The sequence below is a fragment of the Pseudomonas sp. P4_C1 genome (assembly GCF_056402155.1).
This window is the reverse complement of the sequence record NZ_JBFUHY010000062.1, coordinates 1-17,207: the sequence shown is the minus strand read 5'-3', so window position 1 is coordinate 17,207 and position 17,207 is coordinate 1. Positions and strand designations below refer to the sequence as shown.

At 52.2% G+C, this 17,207-nt stretch carries 13 protein-coding genes and 2 pseudogenes; 14 read left to right on the top strand and 1 reads right to left on the bottom strand.

What is annotated here, in order from left to right:
* Positions 1 to 10 precede the first annotated feature (10 nt).
* The 3 genes from AC1DU9_RS23220 to kce are packed head-to-tail and all read left to right on the top strand — an operon-like array spanning position 11 to position 2,000.
* A complete protein-coding gene (locus AC1DU9_RS23220) occupies positions 11 to 481 on the top strand; it encodes a PaaI family thioesterase (RefSeq protein WP_477810847.1) in 471 nt (156 codons plus the stop codon).
* 56 nt (positions 482 to 537) lie between these two features.
* Positions 538 to 1,077, top strand: a complete 540-nt coding sequence (locus tag AC1DU9_RS23215) for a cupin domain-containing protein (protein WP_223457553.1) — start codon at positions 538 to 540, stop codon at positions 1,075 to 1,077.
* Positions 1,074 to 2,000 (top strand): 3,5-dioxohexanoate:acetyl-CoA acetone transferase, encoded by a 927-nt coding sequence (gene kce / locus AC1DU9_RS23210; protein WP_223457555.1) that lies wholly within the window; start codon positions 1,074 to 1,076, stop codon positions 1,998 to 2,000. The genes AC1DU9_RS23215 and kce overlap by 4 nt, the downstream gene beginning before the upstream one ends.
* Positions 2,001 to 2,114: 114 nt before the next feature.
* Here kce and AC1DU9_RS23205 read toward each other — a convergent pair whose 3' ends face one another.
* Positions 2,115 to 2,756 (bottom strand): TetR/AcrR family transcriptional regulator, encoded by a 642-nt coding sequence (locus tag AC1DU9_RS23205; RefSeq protein ID WP_223457557.1) that lies wholly within the window; start codon positions 2,754 to 2,756, stop codon positions 2,115 to 2,117.
* 244 nt (positions 2,757 to 3,000) lie between these two features.
* Here AC1DU9_RS23205 and AC1DU9_RS23200 point away from each other — a divergent pair, with 244 nt between their 5' ends.
* The 11 genes and pseudogenes from AC1DU9_RS23200 to AC1DU9_RS23150 form a co-directional block, all read left to right on the top strand.
* Positions 3,001 to 3,999 carry a fumarylacetoacetate hydrolase family protein gene (locus AC1DU9_RS23200; RefSeq protein WP_477810846.1) on the top strand — a complete coding sequence of 333 codons (999 nt, stop codon included), beginning with the start codon at positions 3,001 to 3,003 and terminating at the stop codon, positions 3,997 to 3,999.
* Between the two features lie 98 nt (positions 4,000 to 4,097).
* A complete protein-coding gene (locus tag AC1DU9_RS23195) occupies positions 4,098 to 5,024 on the top strand; it encodes a VOC family protein (RefSeq protein ID WP_477810845.1) in 927 nt (308 codons plus the stop codon).
* Positions 5,025 to 5,042: 18 nt separating this feature from the next.
* Positions 5,043 to 5,393: a Rieske (2Fe-2S) protein gene (locus AC1DU9_RS23190; protein WP_477760468.1), complete on the top strand. Its 351-nt coding sequence runs from the start codon at positions 5,043 to 5,045 to the stop codon at positions 5,391 to 5,393.
* A gap of 102 nt (positions 5,394 to 5,495) precedes the next feature.
* Positions 5,496 to 6,398 (top strand): SphA family protein, encoded by a 903-nt coding sequence (locus AC1DU9_RS23185; RefSeq protein WP_477810844.1) that lies wholly within the window; start codon positions 5,496 to 5,498, stop codon positions 6,396 to 6,398.
* 672 nt (positions 6,399 to 7,070) lie between these two features.
* Positions 7,071 to 8,774 carry a DUF1302 domain-containing protein gene (locus tag AC1DU9_RS23180; protein WP_477810843.1) on the top strand — a complete coding sequence of 568 codons (1,704 nt, stop codon included), beginning with the start codon at positions 7,071 to 7,073 and terminating at the stop codon, positions 8,772 to 8,774.
* Positions 8,775 to 8,786: 12 nt separating this feature from the next.
* The gene (locus AC1DU9_RS23175) at positions 8,787 to 10,148 is read left to right on the top strand and encodes a DUF1329 domain-containing protein (protein ID WP_477810842.1); all 1,362 of its coding nucleotides are present in this window, start codon (positions 8,787 to 8,789) and stop codon (positions 10,146 to 10,148) included.
* A gap of 40 nt (positions 10,149 to 10,188) precedes the next feature.
* On the top strand, positions 10,189 to 11,328 hold the full coding sequence (locus AC1DU9_RS23170; protein WP_477810851.1) for a WD40/YVTN/BNR-like repeat-containing protein: 1,140 nt from the start codon (positions 10,189 to 10,191) through the stop codon (positions 11,326 to 11,328).
* A 4-nt stretch (positions 11,329 to 11,332) separates the two neighbouring features.
* On the top strand, positions 11,333 to 13,795 hold the full coding sequence (locus AC1DU9_RS23165) for an efflux RND transporter permease subunit (protein WP_477810841.1): 2,463 nt from the start codon (positions 11,333 to 11,335) through the stop codon (positions 13,793 to 13,795).
* 205 nt (positions 13,796 to 14,000) lie between these two features.
* Positions 14,001 to 15,077: pseudogene (locus tag AC1DU9_RS23160) on the top strand (HAMP domain-containing protein); the annotation flags it as partial.
* The gene (locus tag AC1DU9_RS23155) at positions 15,072 to 15,935 is read left to right on the top strand and encodes a methyl-accepting chemotaxis protein (protein ID WP_477810850.1); all 864 of its coding nucleotides are present in this window, start codon (positions 15,072 to 15,074) and stop codon (positions 15,933 to 15,935) included. The pseudogene AC1DU9_RS23160 and the gene AC1DU9_RS23155, both read left to right, overlap by 6 nt.
* A 312-nt stretch (positions 15,936 to 16,247) precedes the next feature.
* Positions 16,248 to 17,207 (top strand): annotated as a pseudogene (locus AC1DU9_RS23150) (TrlF family ATPase); the annotation flags it as partial.

The following is a 17,207-nucleotide window of genomic DNA, read 5'->3' as shown; positions in this document are numbered from 1 at the left end:
GTAACGTATTATGCAAACGATCGATGACAATCCAGATCGGGCCTTTTTGGAACGTGTTATTTCAGAGGCCCAATTCGACATCCCGTTTGAATTGACTGCTGGACTAAGTGCGCTTGGCGCTCGGTTGGTTCATGGCCGCCCTGGAGCTATCGAACTCAGTTTCGAAGCGCCAGTAACAGCCATTCAGGGAAATGGTGTTATAGCCGGTGGCACCTTGATGACCATGCTCGACTATGCCATGGCTTTTGCAGTGCTCAGCATGCTGCCCTGCGGGCAAACCTGTGCCACTACCAGTATTACGGTGAATATGCAGGCGGCTGCGAAACCGTCGTTGTTGAAAGCAAAGGCAACAGTTGAGCGTGTGGGTCGTCAGATTGCATTCGCCAGAGCCGAACTTCATGACCCTCAGCGAGAAGTGCTGGTCGCCAGTTCGTCAGCAACATTTGTGGTTATGCCGGTGAGTCGCCTAAAGGCGGCATGAGTCAAAAAAAATTTAGTTAATTACGAAACTAAACGAACCGTTTTTGAGGCTTCATGATGAATAACATTACCGAAGTGGCCTATAAGCCAGTACGGAGAATTGTCACTGGTCATAACGAAGCTGGTGAGTCGATTTTCACCAGTGACGCCAATACTCCAAATGTTCTGGCACAAGCTGGTAAACCGGTCGCACAAGTCGTTTGGGCAACGGGTGCGGGGCGCGCGGACGGCTTGGATCCAGCGCCAGCCGGACACAAATTTGGTTTTCATTCTGAGGATGGTTCGCTTCTTCGGATAGTCGACTTCCCACCAGACGAGGCTTATGACCAAGAAAAGTTGGTCGAATTTCTCGATAACGAAGGTGTTCGCGACAAGAAGAAGCCTCGACATTTCTGGTTCCACAAAACGGAATCGCTTGATTACGCCGTGGTACTCGAGGGCGAGATTGTCGCGATGATGGATCACGGTGAGACCGTTATGCGGCCAGGAGACGTACTGGTACAGCGCGCAACGAACCACAGTTGGTCGAATCGTTCAGGGCGTAACTGTCGAATGCTGTTTGTCCTGTTAGCGCTGAAAGAAGGAGAAAAACTGTGAGAAAAATTATCATAACCGCCGCTATCACAGGTGGTGCTCATACGCCGTCGATGTCTCCTCATCTGCCGGTTACTCCCGAAGAGATTGGCGATCAGGCGATCGAAGCAGTAAAAGCGGGAGCGGCGATCGTTCATCTTCACGCCCGAAACCCTGAGGATGGTCGGCCCACTGGCGATCCTGAAATCTTCCGTCAGTTCGTGTCTCGAATTAAGGCCGAAACGGATGCCATCGTGAACATTTCTACGGGCGGTGGAGGCCCGGGAATGGCAATTAGCGAGCGTGCGGCGGCAGGTGTTGCGCTGCAACCGGAGATGTGCTCCCTGAACATGGGGTCTATAAACCTAAACCTTTCCGAAATGGCCAGCAAGGATCGAGAGTGGCGTTACAGTTGGGAAGTGGAACATCTTAATGCCACAAAGGATCTTGTCTTCCGCAATACTTTTTCCGATATCGAATGGATCCTGCGAACCATTGGGGATACCGGTACCCGCTTTGAGTTCGAGTGTTACGACGTCAGCCACTTGTACACGCTAAAGTATTTCCTGGATAAAGGACTGGTTAAGCCGCCGTTGTTCATCCAGACAATTTTTGGTTTGCGTGGTGCCATGGGGGCTCATATCGAAGATGTGATGCATCAGAAGCGAACCGCAGATCGTCTATTTGGTGATCAGTATCACTGGTCGGTATTGGGCGCAGGTAAAGACCAGATGCCACTAGCGACTCTCGCGGCCATTATGGGCGGCAACGTCAGAGTGGGTCTTGAAGATAGCTTGTACATTGGGCGCGGTGAGTTGGCGGTTTCTAATGCCGCACAAGTGCGGAAAATCCGAAGTATCGTGGAGCAGTTGGGATTTGAAATCGCTACGCCTCAAGAGGCCAGGGAAATGCTCGCGCTAAAAGGAAAGACAAATACTGCGTTCTAGATCCAGCTGGCCCACCAAGTGGCTGGGCATCCTGTAGATAAAGCGTTGACTCTGTTGTGAAATACAAATGCCGGCCATCAGGCCGGCATTGTATTTTGGAAACTATAACGATCTTCAGAATTTAGAGCCCAGCAATTCGCATATGTAATTGATATGCGATTCAGCAAAGGATTCGTCCAGAGGGGCGTGACCTATCATCAGGCGCATATAAACCGGCCCATAGATCAAGTCCATTAGCACTTCGACATTTGAATCTTTTGAAATGTCGCCGCTGTTTTTCCACTCTTCAAGCATCTCTCTGACGACTGCTCTGCGGCCGTAATGAAATCGCTCACGGAAGACTCGAAGAATGGCAGGATCAGATTGACCCTCGGCAATGATCTGAGCGACGAGCCGGCCAGGCCATCCCGAATACTGCATCACCAAAGAACGGAAATGATGTGCTATGGCGTCGCGTGGGCGCATTCCTCGAGGAAGCGTTGTTTTTACCAAATGCTGTTCAATAAACGCATCGATGACCACAGACGCCTTGGATTCCCACCATCGATAAATGGTCGCCTTACTGACACCAGCCTCTCGAGCTATTGCTTCGATAGATATCGCTTGAATCGATTTGTCCTGAAGAAGGCTGATAGCAGCCTCCAGGATCTGTCGACGCGTCGCTTCACTGCGAGGGCGTCCAGCAGGCGATGAGGTTTTCTTGACCTGCATTGGGTTCTTTGGCTCTGCGGGCTTGAAGTGGTCTGACTGATTCATTGTAAATCTTAAAAACGAAACGAGACGAATAGTATATTGTTCGTCTAGCTAAATTGCCACTTAAGCTGTTTCGGTTCCCTTAACTCTCTGTGGCTCTAGCCAGGAAAAGGTTCTGGTTAGAGCCACAGGAATCAATCGATACCCATCCTGGTTTTTGCTCTTTACAAAACGGTGCGTGTCGTATAGCTTTGAGTCCTACAGACCTGATTCAGGCTCATTTAGTCAATAAAAAGAGGGAGATCACATGAAGCTCGGCCGAATTTCTGTTAACGGGCCCGACGGCGCGGAAGCTCGTTTGGTGCTGGTAGTCCCAGAGGAGCGCCGGGTCATTGACCTGAAGCGCGCGCTCCATGAACAGTTGGTCAAGGACGGATCTTCCCGGGAAGCTGCTCTGCAATACGCCAATGCTGTTTTCCCTGGCAGTATGTCGGCGGCAATTGCGCTGGGCACACCGTTTACCCAGGCAGCTGAAAAGATCAATGCAAAGCGGGCGGATGCACATTCAATCTCATTTGATAGCGTGCAGTGGTTGCCAGCCTCGGATCCCTCTGTGGTGCGAGATGGGCTGACTTTCGTGGGGCACATCAAGGGCTTCCATGAAAAAATTGGCCAGCCGCCAACGCCAAATCTTTTGAAGGTGCCTGGCTATTTCAAAGGTACCCCGCATACGGTCATTGGGCATGAGGCGGAAGTTCCGTGGCCAGGATACATCCAGCACATGGACTACGAGCTGGAGCTTGGCTACGTCATCGGAAAGCGTGGAGAAAGTCTGCGTCCTGATAACGCGCTTGATCACCTGTTTGGTATCACCATCTTCAACGATTTCAGTGCCCGCGATTGTCAGGCAGTCGAAATGCCGATTGGGATGGGCCCCACCAAGTGTAAAGATTTCGCCTACGGTATCGGGCCTTGGATTACCACCGTAGATGAATTCAAAGACCTGGACCGGATCGGCATGGAGGTTCGCGTCAATGGCGAGACTTGGGGCAAAGGTGACAGCTCCAATAAGCTGTGGACGATTGGCGAGCTCATTGCCTGGGCCAGCCTTGGTGAAGCCATCGTGCCTGGCGATGTGATCGGTTCGGGTACCATGGGCGGTGGTTCAGCTTTGGAGCTTGATCGTAAGCTCCAGCCAGGTGATGTCGTCGAAATGATTGTTGAGGGGGTCGGAACCCTGCGCAACACAATGGGGCAACCTATCTCGGGTCTTTGGTGGCCCGAAGAACGCAAGCCATTCATGTGACGTGTATTTGAAATTCACGCGCGCATCAGAGATCTCAGGCCCGGGCGCAAAAGTACGGGCCTGATAAAACAAAAACGCATTCTTTGATAGGTGTTGAAATGAACATCCTTGGCCCGGACACTTTGTATTTTGGTGTTGACGATGTCGCGCTCTGCGAGCGCTTCCTGGAGGATTACGGCCTTGAGCCGGTAGGGGGCGGACGCTTTGAGGCATTAGATGGAACTGGTGTAGTCATCAAGCATCGTGACGATCCGGCTTTACCTGCCTGGAATTTTCCGACTGCAAACATGTTGCGCAAGACAGTGTACGGCGTAAAAGACATCGCGACTCTCGAGAGCATCCAGAAGGAGTTTGAGGGCGAGCGTGAAGTCAAGGTTTTGGCCGATGGTTCGCTGGAGTTAGTGGACGATCTCGGATTCTCTCTGGGCTTCCAAGTCTCGATCAGAAAGCCGCATAAACTGGCCGCCGAGCGTGTAAACGCGCCTGGAGATATTCACCGTCCTGCGAACAAGACCGGTGTAGATGACAGTTCCGAGCTCGCTCCCAAGCCACGAACGCTCTCCCACGTTGTCTATTTCGTTCCTGATGCCGAGAAGGCCGAGCGCTTCTATGCGGATCGTCTGGGCTTCAAACTCACAGACAAATTCGTCGGAATGGGCCCATTCCTGCGTCCTGCGGGTACTTTCGATCACCATACCCTTTTCTTCATTCAAACCCCGCCGCATTTGCAGGGATGCGAGCATTTTACCTTCCATATGGGGGGGCCGCAGGAAGTACTGCAAGCCGGCTACGCGTTTGCTGCTAAAGGTTACGAGTCATATTGGGGGCCTGGGCGACATAAGTTTGGGTCTAACTGGTTCTGGTACTTCAACACCCCATTGGGTTGCCACATCGAGTACGACGCCGATATGGATCAGCACGACGATGATTGGTCGCCGCGCGTAGCCCCTGCAATCACCGATAACTCCCAAGTGTTCCTGTTCCATTGGCGTGAAAAATGGGCTCCCGGCGGAAAGCCTGATTGATAAGGGGGTAAGTCAAAGATGGCAAAATCTGATCGCCGCAGGCTTTGCCATCTCGAGCAAATTGCGCCAGGGCAATCTTTGGGGTTCAGGACGGAAAGCATAGGTCAAGACGATATTTTTTTAGTCAATGATCGCGGAAATATTGTTGGCTACAAAAACTCTTGCCCCCATTGGCCCGGTTCGACTATGCCGGTGCGCAAGAATCGATATCTCGACAGTGGGTCCAAGCATATCGTTTGTAGTGGTCATGGTGCGTTGTTTGAAATCAATTCGGGTTTGTGCATAAAAGGCCCCTGTCTTGGCTTGCGTTTGACTCCTGTGAGTTTGGAAATTTCTGAGGCGGGAGAAATATTTTTCTTGGGAGAGTAGCATCCCAAAGATTTTTGGCGGATTTTCAGTTATTTAATTGCGTCAGTACCATTGCCAAAAACAAGAACAAGAACAAGAACAAGAACAAGAAAGGAAAGTGTGATGAAGACTCCAGCTGATTTTCGCCTGGTGATTTGTGTTGGTGTATTGCTGTTTTCCGCCCAATCGATTGCGCTTGAAGGTGGCACTTCCAGTTATCCATTGGGTATTGTAACTGTCATGAGTGGGGCAGTAGGTGCTCCAGGCGAAACTCATGCCTACACATACAACAAAACTGTTGCCATAGACTCAATTCGAGATGGGCAAGGGAATAAAGTATTTCCGAAGGCTAAAGGAAGAGTCCACGCTCATGCTTTGAGGTTAGTACACACGCTTGATGGGCCAACACTACTTGGCGGTAACGTTTCATTGCAACTCGCAGTTCCTTACGTTGACGGTCACCTGGATATCCCTGCACTGGGGCCATTTGGTAGAGACTCCTCGAATGGAATGGGCGATCCATTATTCGGTGCCTTGGTCAGTTGGCAGTCTCCAACCTATCTACATAACCTGGAGTTGGATTTTGTAGCGCCTTGGGGCAAATATGATGAGCACGCATTGGTCAATCCAGGAAACAATAGTAAAGCAATCTATGCTGCCTACGCTTTTACCTGGTTTCCAATGCCGCAAGTTGAGGTCAGCTCGAAGGTCAGTGTTAACTACAGTTACGAAAATCCAAAGACTGATTATAAGTCTGGTGTCCAGGTCGCTGTTGACTATGGGTTTAATTATCGGCTGACCCAGAATTGGCTGGCAGGTATTGGTGGGTATTTATCGACGCAGTTGAATGATGACCAGTCCCACGGGGATGATGTAGGTAATCGAACCAAGTCAATAAAAGTCGGACCACAACTGGGCTACGCAAGTCGGGACTTTGGAATAGTACTCAGCTATCAGAAAGATGTTTATGCCCGAAATGCCTCGGAAGGTGACGCAGTGATGCTCAATGGAATGTTTAAATTTTAATTAGGTGCTGCAATTTTCACGCTTGGCTTCTAATGCAAGCGTTTTTTTTAAATGAAAATCACTGCTGGGGGATGTTGGTTTTACTGAACTCTTGACCTCTACCCGCCATTCAGCGCGTATCGATTCTTAAAATACAAGAGAAGCGATACGTGACGCTATTTTGTCCCGTTCAACGACGACCTCAAAACGTTAACTTTTCTTGCAGGCCCTCTTGCAAAACATTACAAATGTGAGTTTTCTAAACGGTGCGTATTGTTTTATTTATAATTATCACCGCTTAGCAGCTGAGAGGTGAGGTTGCGCCAGCGCTTCGTCTGTTCAGGCGTCAGGAAAGGGGTGGCAGCTTCCAAATCTCAAAAGATCATAACTCTCTGTTCTTTCACGCTTGCTGGTAGTGGCTCCGCGGATCTTCCGGCTGCCGGGGTAATGGGCTGCCAGGCAAAAATCCCCTGCCAGAGAACCGTAGGCAAAACACATCACCACGGGCTTGACAGGCATAGCTGACAGCTGTAAGTATACGAAACGTCCCGTATTGTAAAATTGGTGGAAATTGTCTTATCGCAGGTGCTCGGTGAGAGCCGGGTAGGTTTTATGAGTTTTCGGGAGGAGCGGTTAGCGGCGTCAAAATTGAAATTCAGCGAAGCCTAATACAAAAACAAAAGAGGTTCGTATATGCGTGTATTCAAGTCTACTGCGTACTCATATCTGGCGCCTTCAGGGCGGCCGAAGTACTTGGCATGCGTTCTCGCTGGCGGTGCGGTGAGTTTGATATCGATGAGTGCCAGTGCATTTCAAATTGACACGGGCGACAGCGATTTTCGTGTCCGCTGGGATAACACCCTCAAGTACAGTTCTGCATGGCGTCTGAAGGACCTAAGTAGCAAGCTTTCCAAAAGCCAAGTCAGCCTGAATCAGGATGATGGTGACCGTGCTTTCGATAAGGGCCTGATCTCTAACCGTTTCGACCTTCTCTCGGAAATGGATATCGCTTACCGCAATTTCGGTGGTCGTGTGAGCGGGGCAGCTTGGTTCGACACCGAATACCAGAAGGACAATGACAACAACAACCCCGCACGCGCGAACCAGGTCTCAGTTGCCTATGACGAATTCACTGATGACACTCGACATCTGCATGGCGGCGACGGTGAGTTATTAGATGCATTCGTCTATTGGAATGGTGAAGTTGCAGATCGTGCTTTGTCCGTTCGCTTGGGACGGCATGCCTTGATTTGGGGGGAAAGTCTGTTTTTCGGGTCCAACGGGATTGCGGGCGGCATGGCTCCAGTGGACGTGGTGAAGGCTATTTCAGTACCGAATACCCAGTTCAAAGAGATCACCAGACCAGTAAGTCAGTTGTCTACTTCCTACCAGCTTACTGATGCGCTCTCGTTAGGCGCTTTCTATCAGTTTGAGTGGGAAAAAACACGGTTACCTGCTGTCGGTAGCTATTTCTCCACTCTCGACATACTTGGAGAGGGGGCCGAGCGCTTGATCGTTGGGGAGCCATTCCCGAATTTTCTTGGTGGTAATCCAAGTAGCCCTGCAGCTTTTTTCCACGGCAAGGACAAGCAAGCCAGGAATTCTGGACAGGGTGGATTGCAGTTGCGCTACGCAGCTGAAACCGTCGATTACGGGCTTTATGCTATCCAATACCACGATAAAACGCCCCAGTTGTACCTCCGTCCTAGTGTAGCCGGCCCGAATTTTGCCACCGGGCAAGTGGGTGATTTCTACTGGGTGTATCCGGAGGATATTCGCGCACTGGGCGCAAGTTTCACTAAATCAGTGGGTGAGTACAGCTTTGCTGGGGAAGCGTCTATGCGCTGGAACATGCCCCTGGTATCGAATGGTCAGGTCGTACTGCCTGGTGTAGAAGCCGACAACAACAATCATCCGCTATATGCGGTCGGGCGGACAGCCCATGTGAATTTGAACGTTCTCGCTACTCTTGAGCCATCCTTCATATCCAATGAGGCCAGCTTGATAGGTGAAATTGCGTGGAACCGGTTGCTGAAAGTTACTGAAAACCGATCAGCTTTGGATCCGAATGCTACAGACGACGGGGTAGGGCTGAGGTTGGTGTATACGCCAACTTATCGTCAGGTCTTCTCGGGCATCGATCTTAGTGTTCCGTTGGGTGTCAGCTATTTCCCTATGGGTAAGTCGGCTGTGGTCGGCAGTTTCGGGCCTGATAAAGGTGGTGATTTCAATATCGGTGTAACCGCCACCTACCTTGATCGTGTCACTTGTGGTCTGACGTACACACATTATTACGGTCCAGAAGACACCACGCTCAATGAAGCAAGCCAGTTCAATTATAAGCAAGCATTAAAGGATCGGGATTACTTGGCCTTCTCGATCAAGAGCACTTTCTAAGAGGATTTTGACATGACTTCTCGATTTAAATTTAGTGCCGCTTACTTTGTCATAATGAGTGCTGTTGCTCTAAGTGCGTCCGCGATGGCTGCCGGAGTAGATGATTTGGGTAAAAGCCTGACACCGTTGGGGGCGGAGCGGGCTGGTAATGCTGATAAAAGTATCCCGGCATGGGATGGTGGATATACCACCGTTGATCCGGCTTATCAGAAGGGTGGTAAGCGTGGTGATCCTTTCGCCGCGGATAAGCCTCTTTTCAGCATTACTTCAAAGAACATGGCCCAGTACTCAGAAAAGCTGAGCGATGGTGTTAAAGAAATGTTCAAACGGTATCCAGACACCTATCGAATGGATATCTACCCAACGCGTCGAACGGCAGCGGCTCCGCAGTGGGTATATGACAATACAGCCAAGAATGCGGTTAATGCCAAGCTGGTAGAGGGTAGCGCGGGTCCAATGCCTGAAGGGGCCTATGGTGGCATCCCGTTTCCGATTCCGAAAAATGGCGACGAGGCGATGTGGAACCACCTGCTGAGTTGGAGCGGTACTTCAATTACAAGGGACGCTCGCTTCTATCTGATGACAGCCGATGGTCAACAGGTCATGACTACCGATGGTCGTGCTATCCAGGAGATGCCTTATTACTTCCAGGATGGCTCAGCGCAGACTTTTGATGGCGATTATTGGATGATCCGCCTGCTTAATATTGGTCCGCCCATTCGAGCCGGTGAGCAGGCGATGGATCGGGCCAACATCAATGCCGACAAATCACAAACGCATATCTACCTTGCCGGTCAACGGCGAGTGCGAAAGGTACCTAACTCCTGCTGTGACACGCCGGCGCCATCATCAGCAGGCGTGATGGCATATGATGAACTGTCCGTTTATAAAGGGCGACTCAATCGTTTCAACTGGAAGCTGGTAGGCAAGAGGGAATTATATATTCCCTATAACACCAATAAATTCTTTACCGCGGGCAAACCTGAAGATGTACTTGGCAAGCGGCATCTTAATCCGGACGTCTTGCGTTGGGAATTGCATCGTGTGTGGGTCGTTGAGGCAAATCTAAAGCCTGGCGAGCGGCATCAAATGGTTAAAAGCCGTTACTACCTGGATGAAGATACCTGGCAAGCGCTGCTGGGCGATCGTTGGGATGCAAGTGGTCAACTGGCGAAAACACTGTGGGCGCTACCGGCTGTCATGCCAGATATTCCTGCCCTGGCTTCTGTGTCGTCGGGGTTCTATGACTTTACGTCCGGTACTTGGTTTGTACTTGACCTGCTAACTGGGCAACCCTCGCAATGGGGGATTGTCGATCGCTTCAAGAAGTCTGATTTTTCGCCAACAGTCATGGCGGGGCAGGGTGTGCGTTAACGCTAAGCCTCTCTGAAAAGCACCGACAATCTCTTTGTCGGTGCTTTTGCAACACGCGATTCTAGAGATAATAAAAATGATAATAAACAGTCGTTTAAGTGCCTTGGCATTAGCTTTGGCTTTGTCTGCTTTCGCTTCGCTGGCTTGTGCTGAAGGCGGGGCTGTTGGCTCTGCCCTGAGTTCACCGGCCATGCAAATAGCCACACCCGCTCATGCTGTTCTGATTGATTTGGCACGTGCCGGTGATCGACTGATTGCCGTTGGTGAAAGGGGCGTCATCGTACTGTCCGATGACAACGGCCAGTCCTGGCGGCAGGTGCAAGTTCCGGTCTCAGTTAGTCTGGTTGCGGTTCAATTCGTGGACGCTATGCATGGCTGGGCAGTCGGACACGCTGGCACAGTGTTGGCCACTGTCGACGGTGGCGAGCGCTGGAGCCTCCAGCTTACGGGTATACAGGCTGCAGAGATTGAGTTGCAGACTGCTCAAGATAACAAGGCCTGTGCAGTCGATGCCGACGCGGTTGATATGCGCATCTCCAATGCCGAACGCCTGATAGCGGATGGGCCTGATAAACCATTCTTGGCGCTGCACTTTCTTGACGCCAAGCGCGGCCTTGTCGCGGGCTCCTACGGAATGGTGTTTTCTACTCAGGATGGAGGGGCAACATGGCAGTCGTTGATTGGACGCATCGAAAATCCGTCGCTTGTGCACATCTACGCGATCGCTCGCAAAGACCACCTTTGGTTCCTTGCCGGTGAGCAAGGTTATGTGGCTCGTTCAACTGATGACGGAGAGTCTTTCGCACAGTTACCAAGCCCATATAACGGTAGTTTCTTCACCGCCAATGTACGGGGTGACGGAGCTCTGCTGATCGCGGGCCTTAAAGGTCATGCCTATTTGTCATCAGATGATGGCGCCAGCTTTCATCAATTGAGAGGCTCCCGGCCGAATTCAATCAGTAGCTCCACTCGATTGCCCGATGGAAGCGTATTGCTAGCCAATCAAACGGGTGATTTGTTCAGTAGCTCCACCTCAAATGGTTTAGCGCTTGACCCGGTGGGCAAACCGCTGGGAACTCCCGTGAGCAGCATTGTCGAGGCAGTCGACGGCAGTCTGATTACCTCCGGTTTTGCTGGTTTGTCACGTTTTTCACATCCCGCCACTGAAGTTTCGGAGTGAGCATATGAATTCCGCTCGTCATCCTTCCCTGCCTGAATCAGGCGTATTTGATCCAAGCTCAGGGACCTTGGTTGAGCGTGCTCTGTTCAACCATCGCCACTGGGTGCTTCTGCTATGTCTGCTGATGACGGTCTTGCTCGGCTGGCAATCCACTCGACTAGGATTGAACGCTAGTTTCGAGAAGATGATCCCTACTGGACACCCCTATATTGCCAATTATCTAGCCAATCAAAAGGAGCTCTCCGGACTCGGTAATACGGTGCGCATCGCTGTTGCCAACAAGAAGGGGGACATCTACGACACGGATTACCTGCGTACTTTGCAGTCCATGAACGATCGTATCTTTTTGCTGCCAGGCGTGGACCGCGTTTACATGAAGTCGCTGTGGACGCCTGCCACCCGCTGGGTTTCGGTAACGGAGGATGGGCTCGATGGCGGGCCGGTCATTCCTGACAAATACGACGGCAGCCCCGCATCACTCGCTGAGTTGCGCAGCAATGTGCAGCTGTCTAACGAGATAGGCCAACTGGTAGCCTTCGACCAGCGGTCCAGCATCATTTCCATTCCTTTGCTGGCACGCACGCCGGATGACCAGCCCCTCGATTACGCAAAACTGTCTGCTCAGTTGGAAGCGCTTCGCGCCGAGTATCAAAGTGAAAACGTCGACATTCACATCACGGGATTCGCAAAGAAGGTGGGGGACCTGATTGATGGGTTGGGGCAGATTATGCTGTTCTTTGCCGCCGCCATCGCTATCACGACAGTAGTGCTCTATGGCTACACCCGATGCCTGCGGAGCACATTTCTGGTCGTGCTTTGCTCGGTAGTGGCGGTAGTCTGGCAGCTTGGATTGCTGCCGTTGTTGGGGTATGAGCTTGACCCGTATTCGGTCCTGGTGCCCTTTCTCGTGTTTGCCATTGGCATGAGTCATGGCGCCCAGAAAATGAACGGCATCATGCAGGATATTGGTCGTGGCATGCACCGAGTGGTTGCTGCGCGCTTCACGTTTCGTCGCCTGTTTCTCGCCGGTCTGACTGCGCTGCTGTGTGATGCGGTGGGTTTCGCCGTGCTAATGATTATTCAGATCAAAGTCATACAAGACTTGGCCGTTATCGCTAGCATCGGCGTTGCCGTGCTGATTTTCACCAACCTCATTCTGCTGCCCGTCCTGCTCTCCTATGTTGGCGTCAATCCCCGCGCGGCCGAACTAAGCCTCAAGAGCGAACGGACAGAGCAGAGTGGTCAAGCGCGACACGTTTTTTGGCGATTCCTTGATCTTTTTACTCGCAAGCGATGGGCCTTGATCAGCGTAGGTGTCAGCCTGGTGGCCGCTGTGCTGGGCTTTATGGTCAGCTTGCATCTGGCAATTGGCGATCTGGATGCTGGTGCGCCAGAGCTACGTCCGGACTCGCGTTATAACCTGGATGATGCCTTCATGACGCGCAGCTACGGAGCCAGTAGTGACTTGTTCGCCATTATGGTGAAGACGCCGAAGAGTGCCTGCTCGCGCTACGATATCTTGCGTAAGGTCGACGATTTGGATTGGCAGTTGCGTAGTTTGCCCGGGGTAGACTCAACGAACTCCATGGCTCTGCTGAATCGTCGTATGTTGGTTGGGCTGTCTGAGGGCAACTCGAAGTGGTACGAGCTGCAAAACAACCAGGCAATGCTCAACATGATTACCGCCAGCGCGCCACGTGGACTTTACAACGAGTCCTGCAGCCTGCTGACGCTTTACGTTTTTCTCAAAGACCATAAGGCCGAAACCCTTTCGCGCCTGGTTAGTCACGTCGAAGCGTTTGCAGCGGCTAATGACACTGATGAGGTCAAATTCCAGCTTGCCGCCGGTAATGCGGGAATTGAGGCGGCGACGAACATTGTGGTCAAAGAGGCCAATCGCGAGATGCTGTTCTGGGTGTATGGCGCGGTTATTTTGCTCTGCCTCGTCACCTTCAGGTCCTGGCGAGCCACTCTGTGTGCCGTGATTCCGCTCATGCTCACGTCGATTCTGTGTGAGGCACTGATGGTCGGTTTAGGTATCGGTGTGAAAGTGGCGACCCTGCCGGTAATCGCTCTAGGTGTAGGTATCGGCGTTGATTACGCGCTTTATGTAATGACCATCATGCTGGGGTTCTTGCGCGAAGGTAAAAGCCTCTCCGAAGCTTACTACCGCGCCCTGGTCTCCACCGGCAAGGTTGTAATGCTCACGGGGATAACGTTGGCGATAGGTGTGGGTACCTGGGTATTTTCCCCAATCAAGTTCCAGGCTGACATGGGTGTACTCCTGGCGTTCATGTTTGTCTGGAACATGGTGGGGGCTCTTCTACTGCTGCCGGCACTGGCTTACTTCCTCTTGCCTTCCACACCACGCAATGATGCTTCTGGCTGCAGGGTGGCTAACCCGGTGGCGTTGAGTGAACAATCCACTCCAGGTCATTCACTGCGTCTGCACAGCGCCAACTCCTGATTGGCGCGCCACGGCGTATTACGTTTGATCAAGGGCTTTCATAACAACTGCGGTGGGGGCATGTAGCGCCCGAATAATCCTGGACCTGGTTCAGGTTTATCCGGTCAGTGACCCTTCCTTCGTCGGAGAAGCAGTAGTGGCTCCGTCAGTGGGCATGTTTTCCTGTTCCTGGGTGCACCACCACTAGCGTGAAGAGGAGATTTGTATGTCTTTGGTGAGTCGGCTACTGGGTAATCTCTCGGTAGGAGCCAAGCTGTCGATCGGTTTTGGGTTGGTGTTGCTATTCACTCTCGGGGTGGGGGTTACCGCCYTCCATTCTTTGAGTCTGTTAGGGCTTCGCGGTGAACAACTTCGTACCGAGGACTGGATTCAAACGTTGGTCCTGCAGGCTCGTATCGCGGAAAAAGAATATGCGCTGAGTCTTTCTCCTCAGGCGCAGGATCAAGTGCGAGGTGCAGTTGAGCAGCTCACTCGGCATTTTGATGGCCTCCCCCAAAAAAATAGCGCCGACATCGCGATGGGGGATGCGTCCAGCGACTATTTAAAGCAGTTCCTAAGTTATGCCGAATCTCTTCAGCAAGCACGAGAGGCTCGCTTGCGCATGCAAACACTCGCGCAGACAGCGGGAGAAAGCTTCACCTTGGTATTTCTCGACCAGCTGGATACATTGAGTGCGCAACAGGAACGAGGTACGTCTCCGGACAGTGGGCAACTGTTGTTGCTGGAACAGACCACCGCTCTGCGTGACAAGCTGGCCAGGCTCCGTGACAGCGAGCTGTATTATTCGTTGGATGGTGAGGAGCGCTTCCGTAGCGATTGGGAGATGAGCATGAGCGACCTGCTGTCTTCAATGCAGGTGCTCAATCTCGATGATCAGGAGAAGGTTTCGCTGCAGGCTGCAAGTCATGCACTGGGAGATTATCGAAAAGCCTTCGAACAGTTTGTTGCCAGCCGCAAGCAAAGCGCTCGTAGTAGCGAAGCGATGAACACGCAAACCCAGCAAGTCAGCGAGTTGTTAGATAAGGCCAACCAATTTCAGAACCAGGCGATTCAACGCGATAGTCGCAACGCATACAGTCAGCTTGGCCTTATTAGCCTGCTGGCGCTAGCGCTGGGTATTGGCGCGAGTCTATTAATACGTCATTTGATACTGCAGCCGTTGCGTCGGGCTGTTCATTTGGCTCAGCAGGTTGCTGCAGGTGACCTGAGTTGTGTGCCTGATGGTGCAAACGTTCGGCACGATGAGCTTGGGCAGCTATTGGATACCGTCAATAGCATGCTAGGTAGTCTGAGAGGCTTAGTGGGTCGAATTGGTACCGGGGTAGGCCTGCTCAATGGAACGGCAGGGAGCCTGGCAGAAGTCATTCAACGCAGCAGCCAGGGAGTTGAGAGACAACGACAGGAGACTGAAATCGCCGCTACCGCAATGCAACAGATGACTACGATGGCCGGCGAAGTCGCACGTAACGTCAAGGACGCTAGTGCTGCAGTAGCTCTTGCTGATGACCAGGCGCGCGAAGGTGACGATTTAGCGCGCCAAGCCGGCTCCAAGATCGACCAACTGGCTTTAGAAATGACCGGCTGCGCTGAAGCAATGCAATCGTTACTGGCAGAAAGTACGGCTATTGGCGGCGTTCTTGATGTGATTAAAGCTGTAGCAGAACAGACTAATTTATTGGCGTTAAATGCGGCCATAGAAGCAGCGCGAGCAGGTGAGCACGGTCGGGGATTCGCTGTAGTAGCTGACGAAGTGCGTGGTCTGGCACGCCGCACGCAGAGTTCTACCGCCGAAATTGAAGACTTGATTAGTCGCCTGCGTGGCGTCGCCCAGCAGGCAACTGAACGGCTACAGGGTAGCCATGCACTGACAGGTGAAACAGTGATCCTTGCTGGTCAGGCATCTCAGGCGCTGACACGAATTACTCGCGCCGTATTGAGCATTGAACAGATGAACAAACAAATCTCAGGGGCCGCGGAGCAGCAACGGGTTTTGGCGGAACAGGCTAGCCAGAATATAGTTCGGGTGCGCGAAGTGGCAGAGGAGAGCGCCCAAGAAAGTGTGAAGTTGCGAAAATTGACTCTCGAACTCCAGCAGGTGGATGCAGAGTTGAATGCTGCGGTCGGGCACTTTTGCACATAAATATTAACGGTTAATGCGAAAAGTTTTCTTCGTTGGATAGCTGAATAGTCGCGGCCGGATAAAAGAGCTTGGGCTGCGCTTGCATAGTGCAGGTCGCCTTGTCTTGGACTGACGACCTCACGCGTGGAGGTTTAAATGACGATGCCATTCGAACGGAGCAGGTCAGTCGCACAAACTCATGCTTTCCTGACGGAGCTCTGGACCCAGAGTGGGTATCGTGGTTTCAAATCGGTGGTTGCGAGTGAAGCCCTTCATCCACGCTAAATACCGCTAATATCAATTGCGAAAGCTTGCGAGAGAAAGGGAGGTCGGGTGAGCGAATACCAAGGCATGCGCTGGTTCAAAACAGATTTTCAGATCCAGACGCCAGAAGACAACAAGCACTGGGCGGATGATGACTTGCGTCTGCTGAGCCCTCGGCGGCCCCTTCAAAACGGTGTGCCTAACGAGGAAGATATTCAGAGCAAAGCCAAGCGCTTTCTTAAACGCTGCCATGAGCTTGAACTGGAAGTGATTGGCATCACCGACCACAACTTCGCGGAAAAATCCGAGCCACGCGACTGGTTCCTCACCCACCTGGTTGAGCAGAATAAATCGGTCGCCAAGGAGCTTGGCCGTGCGCCCCTTTTCATTCTGCCCGGTTTTGAAGTCGACATCGGCTACCACGTCTTATGTCTGTTCGACCCCGCCACCAAAATGCGCCACGTGCAACGCGTCAACATGATCCTGATCAAGTTGGGTTTGGCGGAGAACCAGCGCTTCAGGGGGGGTGAACCGACGGCGCTTCGCCGAGGCGAGCAGGCGATCAGCTTGAAAACGCTGCTCGACACGGTGCAGAAGGAGCATGGCGGCATTGTGATCGCGGCGCATGCCGATCAGCAGGATGGTTTGCTGTCCGCTTCGCGAAATATTGATGACTATCAATTACCAGGCTTGCTCGCGTTAGAGTTGACCGGCTACCCCATTTCAGAGAAATACCGCTCCATTCTCCAGGGGCGCAACAAGGATTGGTCGCGCGCCGGACTACAACCAGCCTATGTGCAGTCCTCGGATGCAAAGTCGCTGAAAGCAGATGCTGAAGGCCGCCCCTTGCCGAATGCGCTGGGTTATCGTCACACGTGGGTCAAGTCGTCCAAACCGTCGATTGCCTCGCTACGGCAAGCGTTTCTGGATGGAAAATCACGACTGCGACTGCAGCTCCTACGTCCCTCAGATGAGCAAACCCATCCGCGGATCGTGTTTCTGAAGTGCCAGGGACTCAAATTCCTCGCC

Bases quoted from the DNA above. Each gene is read 5' to 3' on its own strand.
- AC1DU9_RS23220 (WP_477810847.1), top strand. From the start codon at position 11: ATGCAAACGATCGATGACAATCCAGATCGGGCCTTTTTGGAACGTGTT.
- AC1DU9_RS23215 (WP_223457553.1), top strand. From the start codon at position 538: ATGAATAACATTACCGAAGTGGCCTATAAGCCAGTACGGAGAATTGTC.
- AC1DU9_RS23205 (WP_223457557.1), bottom strand. From the start codon at position 2,756: ATGAATCAGTCAGACCACTTCAAGCCCGCAGAGCCAAAGAACCCAATG.
- AC1DU9_RS23200 (WP_477810846.1), top strand. From the start codon at position 3,001: ATGAAGCTCGGCCGAATTTCTGTTAACGGGCCCGACGGCGCGGAAGCT.
- AC1DU9_RS23195 (WP_477810845.1), top strand. From the start codon at position 4,098: ATGAACATCCTTGGCCCGGACACTTTGTATTTTGGTGTTGACGATGTC.
- AC1DU9_RS23190 (WP_477760468.1), top strand. From the start codon at position 5,043: ATGGCAAAATCTGATCGCCGCAGGCTTTGCCATCTCGAGCAAATTGCG.
- AC1DU9_RS23185 (WP_477810844.1), top strand. From the start codon at position 5,496: ATGAAGACTCCAGCTGATTTTCGCCTGGTGATTTGTGTTGGTGTATTG.
- AC1DU9_RS23180 (WP_477810843.1), top strand. From the start codon at position 7,071: ATGCGTGTATTCAAGTCTACTGCGTACTCATATCTGGCGCCTTCAGGG.
- AC1DU9_RS23175 (WP_477810842.1), top strand. From the start codon at position 8,787: ATGACTTCTCGATTTAAATTTAGTGCCGCTTACTTTGTCATAATGAGT.
- AC1DU9_RS23165 (WP_477810841.1), top strand. From the start codon at position 11,333: ATGAATTCCGCTCGTCATCCTTCCCTGCCTGAATCAGGCGTATTTGAT.
- AC1DU9_RS23155 (WP_477810850.1), top strand. From the start codon at position 15,072: ATGCTAGGTAGTCTGAGAGGCTTAGTGGGTCGAATTGGTACCGGGGTA.